General features: G+C 40.3%; 17 protein-coding genes. 11 read left to right on the top strand and 6 right to left on the bottom strand.

Going from position 1 to position 23,323, the window contains the following annotated elements; translation table 11 throughout:
* Positions 1 to 9 precede the first annotated feature (9 nt).
* Genes AACZ73_RS14565 through AACZ73_RS14550 form a run of 4 tightly spaced genes read left to right on the top strand, consistent with a single transcriptional unit; the run spans position 10 to position 2,444 of the window.
* Positions 10 to 459 carry a DM13 domain-containing protein gene (locus AACZ73_RS14565; RefSeq protein ID WP_339878929.1) on the top strand — a complete coding sequence of 150 codons (450 nt, stop codon included), beginning with the start codon at positions 10 to 12 and terminating at the stop codon, positions 457 to 459.
* Complete coding sequence (locus AACZ73_RS14560) at positions 443 to 1,354, top strand: hypothetical protein (RefSeq protein ID WP_339878927.1); 912 nt, start codon at positions 443 to 445, stop codon at positions 1,352 to 1,354. Before AACZ73_RS14565 ends, AACZ73_RS14560 begins: the two co-directional genes overlap by 17 nt.
* Entirely contained in the window at positions 1,351 to 1,995 is a 645-nt protein-coding gene (locus AACZ73_RS14555; protein ID WP_339878926.1) for a Crp/Fnr family transcriptional regulator, read from the top strand. The genes AACZ73_RS14560 and AACZ73_RS14555 overlap by 4 nt, the downstream gene beginning before the upstream one ends.
* Positions 1,992 to 2,444: a hypothetical protein gene (locus tag AACZ73_RS14550; protein ID WP_339878924.1), complete on the top strand. Its 453-nt coding sequence runs from the start codon at positions 1,992 to 1,994 to the stop codon at positions 2,442 to 2,444. Before AACZ73_RS14555 ends, AACZ73_RS14550 begins: the two co-directional genes overlap by 4 nt.
* A 61-nt stretch (positions 2,445 to 2,505) precedes the next feature.
* Here the strand turns inward: AACZ73_RS14550 and AACZ73_RS14545 are convergent, their stop codons facing one another.
* The 3 genes from AACZ73_RS14545 to AACZ73_RS14535 all read right to left on the bottom strand — a co-directional run bounded on the left by AACZ73_RS14545 (position 2,506) and on the right by AACZ73_RS14535 (position 5,213).
* Positions 2,506 to 2,979, bottom strand: coding sequence for a hypothetical protein (locus AACZ73_RS14545; RefSeq protein ID WP_339878923.1), 474 nt, complete (start codon positions 2,977 to 2,979; stop codon positions 2,506 to 2,508).
* Positions 2,980 to 3,056: 77 nt separating this feature from the next.
* Positions 3,057 to 4,505, bottom strand: a complete 1,449-nt coding sequence (locus tag AACZ73_RS14540; RefSeq protein WP_339878922.1) for a HAMP domain-containing sensor histidine kinase — start codon at positions 4,503 to 4,505, stop codon at positions 3,057 to 3,059.
* Positions 4,506 to 4,514: 9 nt separating this feature from the next.
* Entirely contained in the window at positions 4,515 to 5,213 is a 699-nt protein-coding gene (locus AACZ73_RS14535) for a response regulator transcription factor (RefSeq protein ID WP_339878920.1), read from the bottom strand.
* A gap of 169 nt (positions 5,214 to 5,382) precedes the next feature.
* Between AACZ73_RS14535 and AACZ73_RS14530 the strand changes: the two genes are divergently transcribed.
* On the top strand, positions 5,383 to 6,318 hold the full coding sequence (locus AACZ73_RS14530; protein ID WP_339878918.1) for a serine hydrolase: 936 nt from the start codon (positions 5,383 to 5,385) through the stop codon (positions 6,316 to 6,318).
* Between the two features lie 7 nt (positions 6,319 to 6,325).
* On the opposite strand, the gene AACZ73_RS14525 is transcribed toward AACZ73_RS14530, so the two are convergent.
* Positions 6,326 to 6,937: an HD domain-containing protein gene (locus tag AACZ73_RS14525; RefSeq protein ID WP_339878916.1), complete on the bottom strand. Its 612-nt coding sequence runs from the start codon at positions 6,935 to 6,937 to the stop codon at positions 6,326 to 6,328.
* Positions 6,938 to 7,342: 405 nt separating this feature from the next.
* On the opposite strand from AACZ73_RS14525, the gene AACZ73_RS14520 reads away from it, so the two are divergent.
* From AACZ73_RS14520 to AACZ73_RS14495, 6 genes are all read left to right on the top strand, one after another.
* Positions 7,343 to 9,583 carry a sodium-translocating pyrophosphatase gene (locus AACZ73_RS14520; RefSeq protein ID WP_339878914.1) on the top strand — a complete coding sequence of 747 codons (2,241 nt, stop codon included), beginning with the start codon at positions 7,343 to 7,345 and terminating at the stop codon, positions 9,581 to 9,583.
* 463 nt (positions 9,584 to 10,046) lie between these two features.
* Positions 10,047 to 13,136, top strand: a complete 3,090-nt coding sequence (locus tag AACZ73_RS14515) for a SusC/RagA family TonB-linked outer membrane protein (protein WP_339878912.1) — start codon at positions 10,047 to 10,049, stop codon at positions 13,134 to 13,136.
* 19 nt (positions 13,137 to 13,155) lie between these two features.
* On the top strand, positions 13,156 to 14,568 hold the full coding sequence (locus AACZ73_RS14510; RefSeq protein ID WP_339878910.1) for a SusD/RagB family nutrient-binding outer membrane lipoprotein: 1,413 nt from the start codon (positions 13,156 to 13,158) through the stop codon (positions 14,566 to 14,568).
* A 79-nt stretch (positions 14,569 to 14,647) separates the two neighbouring features.
* Positions 14,648 to 15,955: a D-alanyl-D-alanine carboxypeptidase gene (locus tag AACZ73_RS14505; protein WP_339878908.1), complete on the top strand. Its 1,308-nt coding sequence runs from the start codon at positions 14,648 to 14,650 to the stop codon at positions 15,953 to 15,955.
* A 2-nt stretch (positions 15,956 to 15,957) separates the two neighbouring features.
* Complete coding sequence (locus tag AACZ73_RS14500) at positions 15,958 to 18,030, top strand: prolyl oligopeptidase family serine peptidase (RefSeq protein ID WP_339878906.1); 2,073 nt, start codon at positions 15,958 to 15,960, stop codon at positions 18,028 to 18,030.
* A 2-nt stretch (positions 18,031 to 18,032) separates the two neighbouring features.
* Complete coding sequence (locus AACZ73_RS14495) at positions 18,033 to 18,431, top strand: VOC family protein (RefSeq protein WP_339878904.1); 399 nt, start codon at positions 18,033 to 18,035, stop codon at positions 18,429 to 18,431.
* 54 nt (positions 18,432 to 18,485) lie between these two features.
* Here AACZ73_RS14495 and AACZ73_RS14490 read toward each other — a convergent pair whose 3' ends face one another.
* Positions 18,486 to 19,976, bottom strand: a complete 1,491-nt coding sequence (locus AACZ73_RS14490) for a RagB/SusD family nutrient uptake outer membrane protein (protein WP_339878903.1) — start codon at positions 19,974 to 19,976, stop codon at positions 18,486 to 18,488.
* Positions 19,977 to 19,988: 12 nt separating this feature from the next.
* Complete coding sequence (locus AACZ73_RS14485; protein WP_339878901.1) at positions 19,989 to 23,123, bottom strand: TonB-dependent receptor; 3,135 nt, start codon at positions 23,121 to 23,123, stop codon at positions 19,989 to 19,991.
* Between the last annotated feature and the right edge of the window lie 200 nt (positions 23,124 to 23,323).

The following is a 23,323-nucleotide window of genomic DNA, read 5'->3' as shown; positions in this document are numbered from 1 at the left end:
CTAAAAATCATGAAAAAAGTATTTCTCTTATTCTATGTTGCCTTTTTAGGCTTAGTCTCTTGCTCAGATGACAATGATCCGATCACGATAGATTCGACCAAGCCCACAGGTGCATTAAATGTGTCCCGTAGTGGAAGTTTCGTTGATCAAAATGCCGCAGGTTCTATGGGCACTGCAGCGCTCGGTACGGATACACAAGGCAAAGAATTTTTACAATTTAGCTCTGACTTCGATACAGCCCTAGCCACTGGCACTGTGACAGTTTATCTATCTACCTCTGCCAACTTTATGCCGGACCCAGCAAACGGAAACCCTGATTTATTGGCTATTGGGCCTGTGAGAATGGCTGGGGAAAATTACTTCGCAATTCCCACAGGCGTAAATACATCCATCTATACGCATGTGCTATTATGGTGTGGATCTGTAGGTATACCATTCGGAAATGCTCCTCTTCAGTAAGATGATGCGTCCTCAAAATAACCTTTCAATTAAACTCAGGGCCATGTGCCTTGGGTTTATAGGTTTGTTTTCGATAGATGCCGCTGCGCAAAGTGGCTGGACTAAAGCGAAGTCGGAAGGCTTTTACCAGTTGAGTTATCAGACTATGAGATCCAATGATTACTATTCTCTGGAAGGAAACCTACTTGTAACCAATCAATTTTCTCAGCAATCCTTAGTTTTCTATGGAGAATATGGTGTGACGGACAAATTCACAATTATTGCGAATTGGCCATTACAAACCTGGAATGGATTTGAAACGACAGAGACAGTAAGCGGTTTAGGAGATTTAAGGCTAGAATTCAAACATGCGCTCCTCAAAAAGTATTTTCCCCTGAGTGTTGCAGTTTCCCCTGAGTTGCCCATTGGTAAAGCAAATCATTTTGCCCAAAGCAAAGCAATTGACTTTGAACAAATCAATCTGCCATCCGGTGATGGAGAATTCAATGTTTGGACCACCCTTGCCACATCATTTGCTCTCCCTTCTATTCCATTTTACGGAAATATTTTTGGCTCCTACAATTTCCGGACGGAATATAAAGGAGTCTCCTTCTCTGATCAATTGGCTATAGGAGCTGAAATAGGATATCATATCGCAGATTTTGTATGGGTAAATGCCAGATTGAACGCACTGAAATCAGTGGATGAAGTAGTTGTGGCGACTGATTTTGTACGTGGAGATGGCTCAGAATATACTAGCTATAGCTTTGGTGCCTCCGTACCTATTCGCAAAAACATCCACGTCAGTTTGAACTACAGAAATTTTAACGACTTGATTTTCAATCGCAAAAACATCTACTCTTCAGGAGTATTTGGCTTAGGTATTTACTACGAAAAAAAACCACAACAACAATGAATACCAGTCTGATCGAACCAATCCGAGAACCCATTCAGGTTGTTTTTCCTGTTTCTAAAAGTTATACTAAAGGACAGACCATTTACAAGCAAGGTCATATCTCAGAAGGTTTTTATCTTATAAAAAAAGGAAGTCTGAAGCTTCAGAAAATGCTTCCGAATGGGCTTCAAACAATCCTCAAAATAGCAACTGAGGGAGATTTAATAGGAGAAGGTGATTTTGGCTCTGTGACATCCAGAATAAATCCCAGCTATGCAATCGCTCTGGAAGATGGGACTATCATCCAAAAGCTTGATCCTATTTCCAAGCTTCCCGAAGATGTGAAATCCCATCTTACACAAAAACTTATAGATCGTGCATTGGAGTCTGCCCAACGACATGAGCGACTGATTTCACTGGATGCAGAGCAACGAATAAAGTCTGCACTTAAAGAAATCGCCTTGAAAATCGGGAAGAAATTTGGGGATGAAACCCTCGTGAAAATTAACCTTACTCATGAAGATTTTGCTTTGCTCTCTGACTCCAGTCGCCAGACTGTAACCAAAACTCTCTCTGCCATGAAACGCCAAGGAATAATCAATTACAGTAGAAATAGAATTCTCTTCAGAAATCTCGAAAATTTTAATCCTCAACACTCATGAAGCTTTTACATTCCAGCCTATTTTTCCTTTTATTCTCTTTAACCCTATTTTCGTGCAACGAATCCGAAGAACCAAAGGTGACTTTACCTGATGGAAACAATAAAATATCCGGAGATTTAGAGATAATTAAAAAAGGCACCTTCATTGCGCAAAGTGGTTCCAATACCAAAGGCACGATAGAATTGGGATCAGATGATGATGGAGAATATTACCTCAGACTAAGTGATGATTTCAATTCCAACTTCCACACTGGAACTGTTACCGTCTATTTATCTACATCTAGCAACCTAATGTTAAGTGAGACCACAAGCTATCAGCTGGTGGCAGTGGTGGATGAAGGCGGAGAACATTATTTTAAGCTACCCAACTTCCCTAATGCAAAATTTTCACATGGAATACTTTGGTGTGGAGCAGCTGCAATTCCTTTTGGCTTTGCTGAATTGAAGTAGGCAAGCTAAAGCATAAAAAATATCACTTTTAACTCTTGGCTAAATCTGAATTAAAGCTACTCTATAATTTGTCATAAAGAATATCGTAACAAAAATCCGCGGGACAGCCTTGGTATACTGATAATACTTTATTGCTCTCCAATAGTTTATAGGACATTTTTCGGGACAAAGAAGGTCCATACTTCTCAAGTTTTTCTTTAGCTACAAATTCCAAAGCTCCAGCAGATTCGCCAACATCATATGTTGTATAATTTGTAAACTCCAAAAACCCATTTTTCGCCGCATATTCGCTGGTTGCTAAAAACCTGTATGACTCCTCTTTACTTTGAAGATTTCTTTTCAAATAACCTTCTTCTAGAGTAAAATCACTTTTCATCTCATAGTATAACACAATAACGCTAGAGCTATCCTCTGGATCTGGAGAGACATTTTCCCATCTCCCGGTCAAATCGTCCTTTTCTAACTGGGCATCATCGACACAGCTACTTAGGAAAATAACTAGACCTACTAAACCAAAAATGAAAGTATTTTTCATAGCGCTTTGAATTATAAACAGTTGATCAATTGAAATATCAAACTATTTAATAATTAATCCAAACTCTTACTAAGGAATTAAGCAAGCAGCTCGAAAATGAATTCTGTATAAGTTTTAGAATCTGACTCTATATGAATCTCCGAGCCATGCACTTCCAAGATTCTCTTAACAATCGCCAAACCTAATCCTGATCCTTCCACACCTTGCCGCTCCTTGTCTATCATGTAATACCTATCAAAAATCGCCTCCAAATCTTCCTGAGGAATACCTCTCCCAGAGTTTTTGATTTTCACCTCCACAGCACCCGAAACTTCCCGAGCCTCTATACTGATCTCGCCATTGTGAGGTGTATATTTTACTGCATTGTCTAGCAGATTTTGGATCACGCGATCTAGCAGGTAAAGGTCCGCTTTGACCAACGGAAGTGAAGAGGAAATAGAACTTACTATAGAGATGTTTTTAGAATTAGCCAAAAGTTCATACTTCAAACTGCTGTCCTGAAGTAGTTCATTAACATTCAGGTTCTCCTTCTTCACTTGCATCTGACCCGACTCCAGTTTTGACAAATCAAAAAGATCGGCAACAAGCTTCGTCAATTTATCTGTACTATTTCCAATAATTTTTAAGTAGTTGTCTCGCTCCTCAGCAGAAAGTGTTTCTCCCTTCATCTGTAGCGTTTCGATGTAGCCATTGATGATGGCCAATGGATTTCGAAGATCATGGGAAACATTGGCAATCAATTCTCTTCGCAGACTGTCTACTTTCTTAAGTTCTTCTATATTATCAAGAATTCTATCCGCCATATGGTTAAAGGTTTCTCCAAGCACGGCAAATTCTGAATTGGTTTTGTTATGCGGTACTCTGGCATTCATATCTCCATCTTTAAATCGCTCCACGGTCTTTACTATGGATCGCAGATGCCTTGTCAACCAAGCGATCAAAACCAAACCTATCAGCAATGCTACAATGAGTGTAATCAAAATGGAATTGAATGTCAGCTGCATCCAATAGCTACCCAAAACACCGGAAGAAATGGTTTCATATTTCTCACTGGCTAAAATAATATATACATAACCCAAAAGTTTTTCACCTTCATATACAGCAGTTGCGGAGAAAACTGACTTCTCACCGGGATTTCGAGGATCATCTCCCATCACAAAATCATCGCCTTTGGCAGCAATGAATTCTTTTACTGGCGCAAGATCTACGCGCTTCAGCTTGACCAATTGATCAAATACCACAAAAGAAAGAATCTCTCCAGTAGGATCCAGCAGATACACTTCAATTCCAGGGTTCACTGCCATCATGGAATGCATGATAGTCCCTAGTGCAGCCTCATTAACTTCCCCGTTTTCGAATGGGTTAACTTCATCTATCATATATTCTGCTACCGTGGCGTTTAATCGCTGAGTAGTTTCCTGGAAATAGCGCTGAGCAGTGATCGCAGTGATGAAAACATAGGAGCAGCCAACAATTAACAATACAAGAATAAATATTAGGGAAATTCTCAGAAATAAACTTTTCATGACTATTGTTTAAAATTCATCATTGAATCGATATCCTACACCCCAGGTAGTGAGAATATAAATTGGGTTGTTTGGATCCTTTTCTATCTTGGCACGAAGCCGGTTAATATGTGCATTTACGGTGTGCTCGTAACCCGAAAAATCATAGCCCCAGATCAATTCAAGAAGCTCCCCTCTCGAATAACTTCTTCCGGGATTTTTGGCCATGAGTACTAAGAGATCGAACTCCTTAGGGGTGAGATCAACTCTTTTGTGAAGTAGAATAACTTTCCTCTTTTTCTCGTCTATTTCCAAAGATTCAAATTTGATCAGCTTCACCTCATTGGCGGCAAGCATGGCAAATTGATCCTGACGACGCATAATTGCTTTTACACGTGCTATAAATTCCCGAATCTTAAATGGCTTAGTGATGTAATCATCTGCTCCGGATTCCAGGCCTATGATCTTATCTATTTCCTCAGACTTTGCAGTGATCATTAGAATTGGAGTGAAATTATCCAATGCCCGCAGACGCTGGCAAATAGCAATCCCATCCATTTCGGGTAACATGATATCAAGAATGATCAGGTCAAAAGAATTAGCATTGGCGGATTCAAATCCCTCCCTACCATTATTCTTTACTTTAATTTCATAGCCCAAATCCTTCAGGTGAATCTGTATCAGCTGACTGATATTGGGATCATCTTCTACTATTAATACTTTTTTCATCTTAAAAATAATGCGATGCGGTAAGTTATAATCTAATCATCACGAAACTATCACGATGGCCGTTCCTGTATTTATTATGGTGTAAAAGCGCAAGAAATCCAGCCTCTAACACTCTCACTTGCCAATAGCATTCATAATTTTACATATTTGAATCATCAACCCAATATCCATGGCATTATATCGCGCGCTGTTCTTATTCATTCTATTCTCGATCTTTACTGTTGTGATTCAGGCTCAGACTGAAATTGATCACCAATTAGATTCTTCTATTAATGAACTGAAAAAGACTTTTAATGGAGATATCGGGATTTATATAAAAAATCTAAAAACTGGTTCTATAGTAGAAATAAATGCAGATTCAATATTTCCTACAGCCAGCATCGTAAAGATCCCAATTCTTTTGGGAGTATTTGACAAAATAGAAAAAGGAGAACTTCACTATCACGAACCGCTGGTATATCGGGACTCGATTAGATATGGAGGTTCTGGAATTATGCAGTTTTTTAAAGATTCCACACAAACTGACTTAAGTACTTTGCTCGCACTTATGCTGAGTTATTCTGACAATACTACATCTCTTTGGAATCAAGCACTTGCCGGAGGGGGCGTTCAGATAAATCACTTAATGGAACAGCTTGGATATACATACACCAGAGTGAATAGCAGGACAGCAGGAAGAGAAAGTAATTGGGAAAAATATGGATGGGGTCAAACAACCCCCAAAGAAATGGCGGATATCCTAATCCGGTTAAACAATCGGGAAATAATCAGTCCAGCAGCATCTGAACAAATGTACCGTCTACTCTCTAATACCTTTTATACAGACTACGCTGTGTCAGGTATTCCTGCCAGCGTGAATGTAGCCAGCAAACAAGGAATGGTGAATGCTTCTAGGTCTGAAGTTTTCCTGGTGAATTCACCTGAAGGCGATTATGTCTGTGCGATTTTTACAAAAAACAATAAGGATGAAAGTTGGGATTATAAAAATGAAGCGTGGGTTCTGACAAGAAAAATCTCAAATCTAGTTTGGAATTATTTCAATCCTGACCACCCCTACCAGCAGCCCAAAGGGTTCGAAAGATACTTGGAAGGCTTATCGTATTAACTCTTTTTTATAGGCTCGCCTTAGCTAATTCATCTATTTTAGAAAGAAGATATTGAAAATTTTCATCCTTGCCAGGCTGTAAAAACTTCAGTGCATAAGGAGAGTGATAGTGGTGACTTTTCATGAATTTCTCACTGTTTCTCAACCAACCCAGCAGATCTACGGACTGATTATTTAATTGCTCAAATTCCTGCTTCAAAAGTAAGGTTTGCTCATAAAACTGATCTGAACTCAAATGATAAAGATCTGCGTCACAAATTATTGATTCCATAAGATTACGGGGTTTTTGAGGAACTTTTGTAGCTCGAATAGCTGAGCAAATAACTTCTATTCGCGCTTCTGGCAATCCAAACTCCATCAAAAAATCTTGGGCAAAATTAGCTCCACGTTCCTCATGCTCTATCGCTATCCCTTCCCAATATCCAACATCATGTAACCAGCCAGCAAAAAACAGATTCTCAAGTTGCTCTTTATCTAATTGATGATATTCACCTATTTCATTGACTTTGTCTACAATAGATAACGTATGATCTAAATTGTGATAACAAACAGCTGGATTTAACCGCTCCGCAAATAATTTCCTAATTCTATGTTCAAAACTAGTGAGAGATATACACACAGGCGTAAGGATGATATTTAAAAGCTATAAGATAACTAATTTAATATTTAAGCTGACTAATCAATCTTTAAACAATTGAAGTACAATTATTTAAAAATAGAGCGATACAAATTTCAAGGGAAAAAGAAGCATTATTTTATTTTTAATTACAGCCGTTTATATCCTTAAACCTCATGAAATCTTTGAAAAGTTATGGAGTTCAAATATTCTGCTCTTTTACCAAATCCCCACCCATTCTAGATTTTTTTTATAGCCGATGGAAGAAAAAAGACTTTTCTTTGATCATTCTCCAATAAATTCTGCAATTAATACGATTTATGCAATAATAATCTGCGATTGGTCGGTAATTGAGAAGTTATATATTTGCTCAATTAAAAAACCCAAAATTAACTGTACTAACACCTTATGGAACAAGCTTTAATTTATGTAGTCCCCGCATTGGGACTGGTGGGCCTGATTGCGATGGCCATTAAATCTGCCTGGGTAACTAAGCAGGAAACAGGCGATAAAAACATGATGGAACTCGCCGGTTATATTGCAGATGGTGCCATGGCCTTCTTAAAAGCTGAATGGAAAGTTCTTTCCTATTTTGCAGTGATCGCAGTAATTCTTTTAGTTTGGTCAGGGATGTCCGTGGAAACATCCAGTCCAGTGATTGCTATTTCTTTTATTATCGGTGCGGTGTTCTCCGCCTTTGCGGGATACATCGGAATGAACATCGCTACCAAAGCTAATGTTCGGACAACCCAAGCAGCCAGAACAAGCTTAAAACATGCCCTTAATGTTTCCTTCACAGGAGGATCTGTAATGGGACTAGGAGTTGCCGGTTTAGCAGTTTTAGGACTTGGCTCCCTGTTTATCCTGTTTTACAGCATGTATGTACAAAGTGTAGGTGCAGGAGTAAATGGTGTGGAAATGGAAAAAGCTCTGGAAGTATTAGCTGGCTTCTCTTTAGGAGCTGAATCGATTGCCCTTTTTGCACGTGTGGGTGGTGGTATTTATACAAAAGCTGCTGACGTTGGGGCTGATTTGGTGGGGAAAGTAGAGGCAGGAATCCCTGAAGATGATGTGAGAAATCCGGCAACTATTGCGGATAATGTGGGAGATAACGTAGGGGACGTAGCTGGAATGGGAGCAGATTTATTTGGATCTTATGTGGCCACTATTTTGGCCACTATGGTATTGGGACGTGAGATTGTTTCAGTTGACAATTTTGGTGGTATTGCTCCTATCCTTCTTCCTATGGTACTGGCAGGTTTAGGAATAGTTTTCTCAATTCTGGGGATGTTTTTCGTGACTATCAAAGATGACAAAGGGGATGTTCAACATGCATTGAATATGGGTAACTGGTCCTCCATCGTATTTACCGGGGTTGCTTCTTTTTTTGTAGTTAAATACATGTTACCAGAGACATTATCTATCCGTGGATATGACTTCACAAGCATGGATGTCTTTTATGCCATCATCTTAGGCCTAGTTGTAGGTACGCTGATGAGTATCATCACTGAATATTACACTGCCATGGGCAAGCGACCTGTAAAATCAATCATTCAACAGTCTGCCACTGGCCACGCAACGAATATAATTGCTGGACTTGCTGTAGGAATGGAGTCTACAGTACTTCCTATCCTTGTGTTGGCAGGTGGCATTATGGGTTCTTATGCTTTTGCAGGACTATATGGAGTAGCGATTGCTGCTGCAGGCATGATGGCGACCACTGCCATGCAACTTGCGATCGATGCATTCGGTCCTATTGCGGATAATGCAGGCGGTATTGCGGAAATGAGCCAATTGCCAGAAGAAGTAAGGGAGCGTACTGATATTTTGGACGCAGTGGGAAACACAACTGCAGCTTCTGGGAAAGGATTTGCTATTGCGTCGGCAGCGCTAACATCTTTGGCTTTGTTTGCTGCATTTGTTGGAGTGGCTGGAATCGATGCTATCGATATCTTCAAAGCTCCGGTACTGGCTGCATTGTTTGTCGGGGGAATGATCCCTTTCATATTCTCATCGCTTGCTATCGCAGCGGTGGGACGTGCAGCAATGGACATGGTAAATGAGGTAAGACGTCAGTTCAGGGAGATCCCGGGGATAATGGAATATAAAGCAAAACCAGAGTATGATAAATGTGTAGAAATCTCAACGAAAGCATCTCTAAGGGAAATGTTACTTCCAGGTGGCATAGCTTTGATAACTCCTATAATTGTTGGGTTTGGTTTTCAAGGAGTCTTTGAGCAGGTTTCCTCAGCGGAAATGCTTGGAGGTTTACTTGCAGGGGTGACTGTTTCGGGAGTTTTGATGGGAATGTTCCAGTCCAACGCAGGTGGAGCTTGGGATAATGCCAAGAAGTCATTTGAAAAAGGTGTGGAGATCGATGGAGAGATGTATTACAAAAAGTCTGAGCCTCACAAAGCTTCCGTGACTGGAGATACAGTTGGTGATCCTTTTAAAGATACCTCAGGACCATCCATGAACATTTTAATTAAATTAATGTCTATTGTCGCACTGATCATAGCTCCCCATATCAGTCAAAGTCCTCATGCTAATTCTATGTCTGGCGAGGCTGAGATTAAAAAGGAAATCACCTATGTAGATGGGAAGAAAGTGGTTACCGAAACAGTTACAGAAATAAAAACTTTGGATTAATTAAGATACACATAGAAAGTCCTAGAAGACTGTCTGACATCAGGCAGTCTTTTTTTATGTCATTGATCAAGTCAAATAGCATACAATTGCATGTATTCGAAATAAAATACTGCACAAACACGCACAAGCAAATATTATTTGAATTGAAAAAAATTATCAACAATTCATTAAAAATGATTCTCAAAAAATTGATATAACCGATGCAATATTCGTAATTTATGGAATAATGCTGGTTAGAATGACCAAAATCCATTCGAATTTCAACCAAAAAAACAATTGAGGTTTTATTTTAAGGCTTTGACTATGGGAATTTCATAATAATTCATGTTTTGTGCCCATCGTTGGAAACTGTATTCACTCATTATTATTTGGCTCCAAGTAGCAATATAGTAATGCAGGAATTTGCCAGATATCAAGTAAAAAACAGCAAACCAATTAATAATCCATATAAACAACTAAACACATGAAGAAAAACTACGCAATGAGTTTGCTTTTTCTTTTGGGGTTTCTGGGGAGTATTCCACTCTATGCCCAACAGACCGTAAAAGGGAAGGTAACATCAAAAGAAGATGGGGAATCTCTGCCAGGAGCTAGCATCCTGATCCAAGGCACCAACACAGGGACTGTTACAGACATTGATGGATTTTACAGTTTAGAAGTCCCAAATGAAGATGCTGTATTGGTTTTTTCTTTTATAGGTTTCGACTCTAAAAGCTTACCTGTAGGATCTGCAACTACATTAGATGTAGTTTTAGCCGCATCGGCATCGAGCCTGGACGAAATTATTGTCACTGCGTTCGGTATTTCACAGGAGAAAAAATCACTTGGATATGCAGCGCAGAGTATTGATGCAGAAGCAATCACAGCCACGAAGCAACCCAATATAGTAAATGCATTACAAGGACAAGTAGCTGGAGTTCAAGTCACTAATTCAGGAGGTGCTCCTGGACAATCTGCAAGAATTATTATCCGTGGAATCAACTCATTGGATCCTAGCGCGGACAATCAGCCATTATTCGTAGTTGATGGAGTTCCGGTTGACAACTCTACTGTTGAGTCTACTGGAACACCCCGCGGTATGACTAACAGAATTGCAGATATCAACCCAAATGATATCGAGACCATGTCTGTCCTTAAAGGCGCTGCCGCTACAGCTCTTTATGGAGTTAGAGCTGCGAATGGTGCTGTTATCATTACTACTAAAAAAGGGAAGTCCGGTCAAATTCAGGTCAACTTTTCTAGTTCTTTTGGAGTTGACGAACTCGTCAAAATGCCAAAGTTGCAGGATCAATATGGACAAGGATTTAGTGGCGAAAGAGATGATGATAGCTTTTGGCCATCATGGGGAGCTAACATAGCAGAAGAAAATGATCCGTCTTATGTATTTCAAGATAACTGGAATAATGCATTTAACACTGGAAAAACCTTTGATAACAGTTTAAGTGTGTCAGGTGGTAACGATAAGGCTACTTTTTATGGCTCATTCGGAAGACTAGATCAAGAAGGAATCATTCCTTTCTCCAATTGGGAAAGAACAACAGCAAAGATGTCCGGGACAGTTACCGCAAGTGAAAAATTTAATTTTTCAGGATCAATCAACTTTAGCAATTCTGGAGGTAACCGGGTGCCTCACGATCGCTTTTTGGAACGAATGATGTATTGGTCAGAAACTACGGACGTAACAGACTATATCAATGAAGATGGCACCATGAAGTCGACAGGTGGAAACACCAACCCGATATATGATGCCAGATTCGCAACGTATGAAGATGATGTAAATAGAATTATCGGAAACATCAATTTTAATTATAGCCCTACTGATTGGCTTATGTTCTCCTATCGCTTAGGTACTGACTTCTACAGCGATAGCCGTACAGAGATTACTCCTGGCCCAATGGGTATTGATGGCGAACAAGCATTAAGTTCAACTGGATTTATCGAGGAATCAAGGATCACCAGTAAAGATCTTAACTCCAACTTTTACATTACTTTGAAAAAGCAATGGAACGACACTTGGAATACGCAGTTAAGACTGGGGAATGATGTATTTGAAAGAAAGTACGATCGCATTGCACTATCAGGAAGCAACTTTGTAATTCCAGGCTTTTATAATATCAGCAACACCACTCAAGTATTTGGAAGTCAAGGAAAAAGCATTCGACGTCTAGTAGGATTCTATGGCGACTTGATGGTTGATTATAAAAACTTTCTATTCTTAAATGTCACTGGTAGAAATGACATTTCATCCACTCTACCTAAAGAAAACAATTCTTTCTTCTATCCATCAGTCAATTTAGGATATGTGTTCAGTGAGAATTTCGATATGCCTTCTTGGTTTACTTTCGGAAAATTAAGAGCATCATGGGCGCAGGTAGGTAAAGACACCAACCCTCATATCTTAGGAGCTACTTTTGTTTCTCCTTCGGTATTTCCTTTAAACGGTCAAGTTGGATTCTCAAAGAATTCTACTTTTGGTGACCCCAACCTTAAGCCAGAGAGAACAACTTCGATGGAGTTTGGTACACAGTTGGCATTTTTCAACAATAAATTGAATCTGGATGTGACTTACTACAAGTCCAATGCAAAAGATCAAATTATTCCTGTGCCAATCTCTGATGCAACTGGTTTTTCCTCATACATCACTAATGCTGGGGAAATTGAAAATAGAGGATTTGAGTTTGTATTAGGAGGTACCCCTATCGAGGAAGGTAATTTCCGATGGGATGTCACTGCAAACCTAACCACCAATAAAAATGAAGTAAAAGGTATACGTGAGGGTATTGACCAAATCGTAGTAGGTTCTCAATTTGGATATGCCAGCAGTACAGTAACGATGATTCTCAAAGAAGGACAAGCTTACGGTAACATCTACGGCGCATCTTATGCTAGAGATGGGGCTGATCCAGATTCCGAAGTATTGGATAGAGGCCTAACTCAGGTTATAGGAACAAATGGATTCCCAGTGAGAAATGGTAACCAGCTGATCCTTGGAAATGCTATTCCGAAATTTTTCGGAGGATTGAAAAACCAATTTACCTACAAAGGCTTGGAGTTATCATTACTGATAGATTTCAGATCTGGTCTAGAGCAATATAATCAGTTTGCCAACTTCCTTTCCGCATTTGGTAAGCAGGAAGATTCTGAGAGAAGAAATGAAACAGTTGTATTTCCAGGAGTTCTTGCAGATGGCTCCCCAAACACGAAAGAAGTATGGCTGGGACAAGGCATAGGACCTGACGGTGTAGATTACGGTGCTGGTTATTGGAGGAATTCTTATCGGGGAGTTTCAGAAAACTTCGTAAACGATGCAAGCTTCATTAAGCTAAGAAACATTACCCTTGCATATAGCCTTCAGCCAGAGGTGCTCGAGAAAACTCCGTTTAGAACAGCCAGAATTTCCTTGGCGGCTAACAACATTATTCTCTCAACACCTTGGGACGGATTTGACCCTGAATCCTTCTCAGCGGGAGCAGGCGGAAATGCTGTTGGATTCACCGGACTGGGTTTCCCAGGTGTACAGAGCTATTTCGTCACTTTGAACCTAGGACTCTAACCTCTAAAAGACTAGAAAGATGAAATTTAAAAATAAATTAAAAGCAATATTGGGAGCATCTTTGATTCTATCAGCTTCGGCTTGTGAATCCTACCTAGATGTCAATGAAAACCCAAACAATCCACAGGATGCCCCTATTTCAGGATTGATGGCAAACAGTACCTATGAAACCAGCCTCAATGTGTATAGAGAAGGTAGCGCTGTAAGTAACTATGTGCAATATTTGGCATCTCCAAACCCTGCCAGCAGCTCCGATACAATGGATCCGTTGAACTTCAGCAATATGTGGTTCAATCTATACAACGTCATGACAGACTTGTATACTATGAATGAAAAGGCTGAAACTGAGGGAGCATTTCAATACTTAGGTGCTGGTCAAGTATTAATGGCGCTAAACTTAGGAATGACAGTAGATCTATTTGGAGATGTGCCTTTTTCTGAAAGTTTTAATTTCAGCACCGTTACCCCTGCTTATGATGATGATGAAGCGCTTTATGCAAACGTAATGAGCCTACTGGACCAGGGAATAGCTAACTTAAACAAAGAGTCCACGTCCTCTATAGGGGATGATGATTTTATCTATGGCGGAGATATAGATTCTTGGTTGAAATTTGCCTATACACTAAAAGCCAGATACATGATCCATATGAAAGGTGATGAAGGCTACAATGCTTCGGAGGTCTTGGCAGCTGCGGCAAAGGGATTCACCTCCAATGATGATAATGCTCAAGTCACCTTCTTCGAGCAGCGGTTTAATCCTTGGGCTCAGGATGCCATTGATAACGCTAATTTGCTTTTGACTGGGTGGATATCTGAGCAATTTATTGAGGCTTTGGATGGGACTTCTTATCCTACCGTTGACCCACGACTGGCACTTATGGTAGGAACCACTGATGATGGCGAATTCATTGGCACCGTTAATGGCGCGGGCAGAGGTAACGCTCCCGAGCAAGGCGCGAGATCTACTTTGGTAGAAGGACTGTATTACACTTCCCGCCAAGCTCCGCTATTGATAGCTACCTTCGCAGAATTGAAATTTATAGAAGCAGAAGCTGCATTCGAAACTGACAAAGCTGCAGCATATGAAGCGTATCTAGCAGGAATTGAAGCTCACATGGACATGCTTAAAGTAAGCTCTGAAGATAAAAACGCTTATCTATCCCACCCAAGTGTAAGCATGGGAGCTGCCGCTCTTACGATCGATGATATTTTCAAGGAAAAATATGTAGCAATGTTCTTACATCCTGAAACATGGAACGATGCCAGAAGATATGATTATGGATATAAGAATATGACCTTGCCGGCTAATGTGAATCCTGATCTTGGTGGTGAGTACATTAGAAGACTTGCATATCCCGATAGTGAAGTAAGTAGAAACGGAGTCAACGTACCGAGCGTTTCCCTCACTGACAGAATCTGGTGGGACCAATAAGATAATTAGTCTACTAAGGTCTCCTGCTCCATTGCAGGAGACCTTTTTTATTTTACTTTGAGAAAGAAATAAATTTCCAATGAAAAAAACACTACTCGCCGTACTGATTGCATTTTCATCCTGCACAGTCCAAAAAATAAACAAGTCCCTTACCAGATCCGACGTATTTGATAAGGGACATCTGGGATTTATGTTAGTGGATCCGGAGAAAGACAAAACTCTAGTAGACATCAATTCGGATAAATACTTCATTCCAGCTTCCAACACCAAATTATTCACCTTCTATACTTCGTACACTGTTTTGGGAGACAGTCTGGTAAATGGTTTAAATTATTTAGAACGTGGAGATTCTTTGATTTTTTGGGGAACAGGAGATCCGAGTTTGCTTCATCCTGATCTAAAAAACACGGTGGCGGTGGATTTCCTTAAGGCTCAGGATAAGAAGCTTTTCCTACTTGACAATTTTGACCAGGTAGATGCATTTGGGCCAGGCTGGTCCTGGGATTGGTACAATGCTTATTATGCCGCAGAGCGCTCTGCTTTGCCTGTGTATGGTGATATTGTTCGCTTCGCCAAAAGTGAAGGAGATTCCACATTTAACATATATCCTCCCCGATTCGAATCCTCCATGAATCTTACGGAGCCTAAAGGCAACTCAAGCTCAAGCTTTAGAAGAAAACATCTTGAAAACAAGTTTGACTACTATGTGACTTCAGAGGCGGCGCTAACTAAATTTGAAACGGACATACCATTTATAACTTCGGCGGAGTTTGCGGCACAGCTACTTTCGGAAGAACTGAAAAAAGAAGTAACCGTAATCCAAAATCCTGCTTACTTCACACAAGATCCTAACAAATTACTTACCTCCTCAGCAGATAGCATATATTCTCAGATGATGAAAATCTCTGATAATTTCCTTGCAGAGCAACTTTTGCTTCTGGTCTCAGATCAGTTGGAAAATAAACTTAGTACTGCCGATGCTATTGCGTATGCCAAAGAAAATCTCTTTACTGATCTCCCTGATGAACCTATTTGGGTGGATGGTTCCGGGCTTTCCTCTAAGAATATGTTTACGCCTAGAAGCATCATTGCATTACTCGCCAAGATCCGCGAGGAAGTACCTTTGGATAAAATCAAGGCCTATTTTCCCGCGGGAGGTGAGTCAGGAACGATCAGAAATTGGTACCCAGCGGATGAAGGACAACCACCATATATTTATGCCAAAACAGGGAGCCTTTCTATGAGCAATGCACTGAGTGGTTACCTATTGACTAAAAGTGGAAAAATTCTTCACTTCTCTTGTCTGATGAATAACTACGCCATTTCGGCAAGTGAATTAAAGACTGAGCTGACAAAAGTTCTGTATTACATCCACAACAACTATTAATTATGAAAAAGACTCTCATTTTATTATTCATTTTTTCATTATGCAATCATTTTTTAGCAGCACAGTCCTTTACAATGGAGCAGGTAGGGAAATTTAGTTTTCCCTCTGAATTAACCTCCTCACCTGTCGGTGAAAAAATTGCCTGGGCCATGAACGAGCAAGGAAGGCGGAATGTGTATTTAGCAGAGGGGCCATCTTTTGAACCGAAGAAACTAACTGCTTTCAAAGAGGATGATGGGCAGGAAATCAGCAGTTTGCAGTTCACGCCCGATGGTAATTGGCTAGTTTTTGTACGGGGTGGCGATCACGGAGGTGGAAATGCTTCTTCTACAGTAAACGCACAGAATCTACCTGAATTACCAAAAGTTCAAATCTGGAAAATCAATCTGGCAAACGGAAAAGCTGAAATAGTAACAGAAGGAGACGATCCATTTGTAGGATTTCCTGATAAACTGGCTTTTATCAAAGGAGGACAGGTCTGGACAGCAAACTTATCCGATACATCTAAACCAGCCCAGCTTTTCGAAGTAAAAGGAAATTTAAATTCAGCACAATTTTCTCCTGATGGAACTCGTCTTGCATTCGTTTCCAACCGAGGTTCGCACAGTCTAGTTGGCATTTTTTCAGACTCCTCCACTCCTATCCAGTGGATTTCTCCATCCTTTCATCGCGATGTACTTCCTCAGTGGTCTCCTGACGGCAAGGACATTGCTTTCATCAGACTTCAAGGTGGAAAAGGTGCTGCATTTGACCTTCTGGAACCACGACATAATCCTTGGGAAATTTGGATTTCCAGTGCAAAAACCGGAGAAGCTAAAAAACTGTGGAAAGCACCAGAGACTTTGCGAGGCTCCTATTCATACCCATTCATTTCCTTTGGGGCAAATGGAAATCTAGTATTCCAGTCTTATGAAGACGGTTGGCAGCATTTGTATTCTATAAACACCGACTCTGGAGAAACCAAACTTCTAACTCCGGGAGACTATATGGTGGAACAAATCAAAATCAGCTCAGATCGCAAAAACCTTATTTTCTCCGCTAACACAGGATCAGAATCTGATGACTTGGATCGGAGACATATTGGATCGATTGAGATCGACAGCGCCAAATTGACTTGGGAAACATCAGGAACCGGAATAGAAGCCTATCCAGTTTGGATAGGCAATGAGGGCAAAAAAGCATATTTCAGCGCTACAGCACAGCGCTCACACTTAATCGCCATCAATGATAACAAAAGCACCAACTTACTTCAGGAAAACATTATTCCAACTGATTTTCCTGAGAAATCACTAATCATACCCAAACAAGTGAAGTTTACTGCTCCAGACGGTACGACAGTGTATGGTCAATTATTTGAAAAAGAAGGAGGGTCAGCTAAAAAACCGGGAGTAATTTTCGCACATGGAGGACCTCAGCGTCAGATGCTTTTGGGATGGAGCTACATGGATTATTATTCTAATACCTATGCACTCAATCAATATCTAGCAGAGCTTGGCTTTGTAGTTCTTTCGGTAAATTATCGCTTGGGAATCGGTTATGGTTATGAGTTTCATAGGCCAGCCTATGGATATTATCAAGGCGCTGTAGAATATCAGGACATCAAAGCTGGAGGAGAATTTTTGGCGGATTTATCTCAAGTCGACGGAGACAAAATCGGAATATATGGTGGCAGCTACGGGGGATATCTGACTGCTTTGGCGCTTGCCAGAGATTCGGATTTATTCAAGGTTGGTGTAGACATCCATGGAGTACATGATTTAGATGGACGCTATGACTTACCGGAAACATATGAAGTTGCGGCTGATTACGAAGAAGCAAAGAAAATAGCTTGGAAGTCCTCACCGATGGCTGACCTAAAAACGTGGACTTCACCAGTATTATTTATTCATGCAGATGATGATAGAAATGTATCTGTAAGCCAAACGGCCGACTTGATCAGAAGATTTGAAGAAATGGGTAAATCGTATGAATCGATTCTAATTCCAGGAGACACGCATCACTGGATGAAGTGGTCAAATATGATCCGTGTGGATCAAGCCACAGCTGACTTCTTGGTAAAACATTTAAAGGATTAATCATGCTACATCTAGAAGCTGTCCATCACATCGCTGTTATCTGCAGCGATTATGAAGGTTCTAAAAAATTCTACACTGAGGTTCTTGGTCTTGAGATAATTCGGGAAGTTTACCGGGAAGAAAGAGATTCATACAAGCTTGACCTAAGTCTTAATGGTCAATATATCATCGAGCTTTTTTCTTTTCCATCACCACCTGATCGTCCTTCCAGACCGGAAGCTGCCGGTTTGAGACATCTAGCATTTACAGTATCAGATCTTGATGCCATTGTAGCGGAGTTAGCCATGAATCAAATAACTGCTGAACCAATTCGTGTTGATGAACATACGGGAAAACGTTTTACGTTTATCGCTGATCCTGATGATTTGCCCATTGAGTTTTACGAAGTGAAAATCTCATAAATGTAAAAATGCCCGAAGGAAAATCCCTCGGGCATTTTATTTATATTCTAAATTTTACGATGGATTTTGTACCATATTTTCATTGGCATTCAATTCATCAATAGGAATTTGCCACTGCCAGTTGTTAGTTCCGGCAGGCTCTGTGAATTTTCCATTGATTACTGATTCCACATGGTTCGATCCAGTTCTATCCAATGGAAGATTCAAGCGTTTTAAATCATAGAATCTGAAGCCTTCACCCCACAATTCTATTCTACGCTGAACCATGATTTCTTCAATTAAAGCTGCACCAGTATTTGTCGTTTTTGTGTAAGCGTCATCTCTAGCTGATGCTAGTTCAAACAAAACGTCAGCAGCAGCGGCATCATTTCCTGACCTTGCCAAAGACTCTGCTTCAAGCAAAATCATTTCTGCAGTTCTCATGTATGGAACATCACCCACAGACGATGCATTTCCTTGAGCTATAAATTTGCGGTTCATATAATCGATTTTTGCAAAGCTAGATAAGGTCATCTCATCGATGTAAGGATCTCTCAAATCGGGGTCAGAAGCATTTGGATCCCAAAGGCCCTTTCTAGCATCTGTGTCCGAAATCATGTCGTAAAGTTTACTGCTGATTGCCTTAGGATTGTTTCTAATGTTTGTAGAGCTGAAATTCAGAGACATGTAAGCAAAGTATGAAGCAAAGTATGTCTGCTGATCATCTACCTGATGACTCCCCCATATCCACTCTTCATTATCTACATTATTGAAACCGTCATAAAGGGCATCCTGAGACATTAAAGAATAGCCCTCTCTTGCTTCATTAGCCAAAGTAGCAGCAAGAGAATAGTTGCCCTGAGTAGCTGCAACTCTTGCTTTGATACCCTTAGCCACATTGATATTCAAGTGGGATTTGGCATTCCTGCTTTCATCGAGTAGGCCAATAGCAGCATCTAAATCAGCATTGATTTGGGCATAAACTTCCTCTACAGTATTTCTGGCGCCGCCTTCAGTGATTGGTTCTAACACAATCGGGACACCAAGCTGAGTATTTCCTCCTGCTGCATCGTAGCGCTCTCCATACAGCTGCACTAGATTGAAATGAGCCCATGCTCTATACGCTAGGGCCTGACCTGTGATTTCGTCCTTTTCTTCCTGTGGACCTTCAGCAGCATCTATTCCCGCCAAAATCATATTGGCATTACCAATTACTCGGTAATAATATCTCCATACAAAGCGGCTGTCCCCACTTGTTTCCAAATTGTGGTTTTGCCACCTTGAAAACGACACATACCAACCATTTCCCTGAGTAGTCATCACCAGATCTTCAGACATTACATCGCGCATTATCATCACAGCTCCTTCGGCTGCTTGCCCTTGACTATCGAATCTCAGAAGTAACATTCTATGAATTCCATTCAACGCCGTCATGGCATTTTGGGTAGACGTGAATACCGATGATGCCGACACCGCATCTGTTGGTATGGTGTCCAAATAATCGTCTGCACAGCTAAAATTCATTAGAAGTGCAACTACAACAATTGATTTAAATATCTTCTTCATAATTATCTCTGATTAAAGGTTGACATTAAGACCAACCGTAAAGGTTCTTGCAGGAGTGTAAGCGTTTGATGTAGTTCCGTCAAATTCACCTGAAACATACATTCCTTTTCTATTGGACAACCATCCTAAATTTTCACCTGCCACGTACACTGAAGCACCGCCAACACTTATTCGCTGCAGAAGAGTTTTTGGCAAATTATAACTTAGATTGATTGACCGTAAATTCAGATAAGATCCATCTATTAGCCATCTGTCGGAGGCAGCGTTTGATTGGGCAGCTGTAGTCACATCCATTCTAGGTACGTCTGTTATGTCACCAGGCTGAGTCCATCTATCTAATGCATCTACATGAAGTGCGTTGCCATCTGGGTCTGCACTCATCAAACCAGCATATATGCCATCATACATTTTTCCGCCAACGGAATAAGAGAGCAGGATATTCAAAGAAAAACCTTTGTATGTGAAAGTGTTCGTTAACCCACCAAAGAAATCAGGGATAGAAGTTCCTGCGAAGTGATACTTAGCATTATTGGAACGAGTAGTTAATGTATCCTGACCAACAATTTTAGTAGTGGGATCATCCTCCGCATATTCTTCAGCTCTGAATAGCCCTTCGCCTGTTTCTGGGTCTACGCCATACCAATCTCTTAACCAGTAATCGTAAATCGATCTACCAACCATAAGTTTTTTAGTGCCATCAATTTGCTCATCAAATGGAAGTTTCTTGAACTCATTTTTGAAGGTTGAAATATTGGCACTTGCTGTCCATGTGAAATCATTGTTTCTGATGATATCACCTTGGATACTAAATTCTATACCTGTATTGGCAAGTGTGCCTATGTTTTGAAGTTTCTCTTCCAGACCTGTAGTCAGAGACAAAGGAACCTCAAATAGCAAATTCTCAGACTGTCTGTTGTAGTATTCCAATGTTCCGGAAAATCTCCGTGCAAAAGCAAAGTCAATACCTACATCAAATGTATTGTTAGACTCCCATAGCAAATCTTCCGCTGCAAGACTAGCTTGAAGAATACCAGGTTCTGAAGCGTTGTTATAACCTAGGTCGTAAAGTGCCTGCCATGGATAATAACCACCAATAGCATCATTACCTACTTCACCATAAGAAGCCCTAAGCTTCAACATATCGAAGAAATCCACATCAAAAAAGGATTCTTTATCAATATTCCAGGCAGCCCCGATAGAATAGAAATCACCTCTTCTTACGTCCTCGTAAAACTTAGAAGAAGCATCCATTCGGAATGAGCCTGACAAAGAATACTTGTCATCAAATACATAATTCACTCGAGAGAACACTGACTCAATTCTATGTCTATCCACACGACCATTTGCAGAGCTAATAGTTACAAAGTTTCCTGGCTCAATGTTACCTTCCAATATCTGATCCTGCTTAGCCAGATACTGATAGTTGTATTTGTAGTCATAATTCTCATGACCTACTAATACTTCCACAAAATGCTTATCGCTGAAGGTATTTGTATAGGTCAACAATTGATTGAACGTATATGAATTTGTCCGAGAGTTAGCGCGATTAGTACGTCCCGCAGGCGCACCATCGCCCACGATTGGGTTATCATAACCTATGTCTAATAGTGACGTCACATCGGTCGCAATATTAGTTCTTAAAGCAAAGTGTTTTAGAAAAGTAACTTCTGCGTAAGCACGGGCAGAAATCACGTCTCTATCAATTTGATCTACATTTAATAGCGCCTCTTGATAGGCATGACGACCAGGGGATCCGCCAGTACCTCTTCTCGGCAAGCCTAAGGCAATTAAATCCCCCGTATCAAAAACTCTGTTTCCAAATTCATCCAAAACATAACCTCCAGTCATGGGTGTCTGTGCATATACAGGATAGATAGGACCCATGTTTCTGGCGAAGAACATTGGATTCACATAACTGGTACTTCCTCCTGTTCTCGCATTATTGCCATCACTCATAGTGGCCGAAAGGTTCACACCAGTCTTAAACCATTTTGTAGGTGAAGTATTAATGTTTAATCGACCGGTGAATCTTTCAAAATCAGAGTTTACAATAAATCCTTTTTCGTTCAGATAGCCTACAGAAGCTAGGTAATCCGTGTTTCCAGAACCTCCACTGTAAGACATGGTATATTCAGATCTGCCTCCTGTGCTTACAATATCATCGAACCAGTCAAGACTTTGGAAATTGTTAACTGCAGAAGAATTCAACATACCATCGCTGCCCACAATTTGATTATCAGGAACATTGTAAACATTATATCCTAGTACTGTTATCAAGTTTTCGGATGCATAAGTAGCGGCAGTCGCTTCATCTTTGCCTCCTGTAAGCTGGCTGTTTCTCAAAGACTCCCAAACTAGAGGATAATACTGTCCAGCACTTACTTTATCGTATTCCGGTAAAGCCCTACTTGCAGTACCTTGCTGAACTCTAAATGAGAAATTTGAAGTATTTTTCTTTCCTCTTTTGGTAGTAATCATTATCACACCGTTTGCAGCCCTTGATCCATATAACGCTGCAGAAGATGCGTCTTTAAGGATAGTCATATCTTCTATATCCTCAGGATTCAAGTTTGAAATATTGGCATCATACGGTACCCCATCCACTACATACAAAGGGTCGCTGTCAGAATTTACAGATCCTATACCTCTGATTCTAATATCTGGAGTAGACCCTGGTTGGCCAGATGCAGATGTTGTTATTACACCTGGTGATTGACCCTCTATAGCATTCGCAACGTTATTAATAGGACGATTGGCAATCTGATCACCTTTCAAGGAAATGGCAGACCCTGTAAAATTTCCCTTGTCCGCTGTTCCGTAGGCAGTAATGATTACTTCATCCAAATTTTGAAGATCAGACTCCATAGTGATATTAATCACGGATCTGTTGCCAATCACTTCTTCCACAGAGCTGTATCCAATGTAGCTGAATACTAATGTCTGCGATCCTTCAGGTACTTCGATACTGTAAGTACCATCAATGTCAGAAACTACTCCTATAGTAGTACCTTTTACTAAAACGCTGACTCCTATGAGTCCTTCCGGGTCCTCAGCCGAAATCAATTTCCCTGTCACAGTTTTGCTCTGCGCAAAACCTGTAACAATCACTAGCAGCCCAAGGAGCAAACTGAGTAATGTTTTTTTCATAAGTATTTATAAATAGTTAGTAATCAACAAACTCACTATGAGCTTGCAGTGTCTTAAGTTTTACCTTCGATATTTTTGAGAGATTACTCTGGGTATGGCTTTAGTTGGGTGTAATATCCTTTAGGATTCAGAAGTACTAAAAACCATTTTTAACTAAAATCACATTAAAAATGTAATTTTTTAATAATTTTTAAACCATA

The organism is uncultured Algoriphagus sp., from assembly GCF_963974835.1.
Classification (GTDB): domain Bacteria; phylum Bacteroidota; class Bacteroidia; order Cytophagales; family Cyclobacteriaceae; genus Algoriphagus.
The sequence above is the reverse complement of the archived record's forward strand: the minus strand, read 5'-3'. Positions and strand labels throughout refer to the sequence as shown.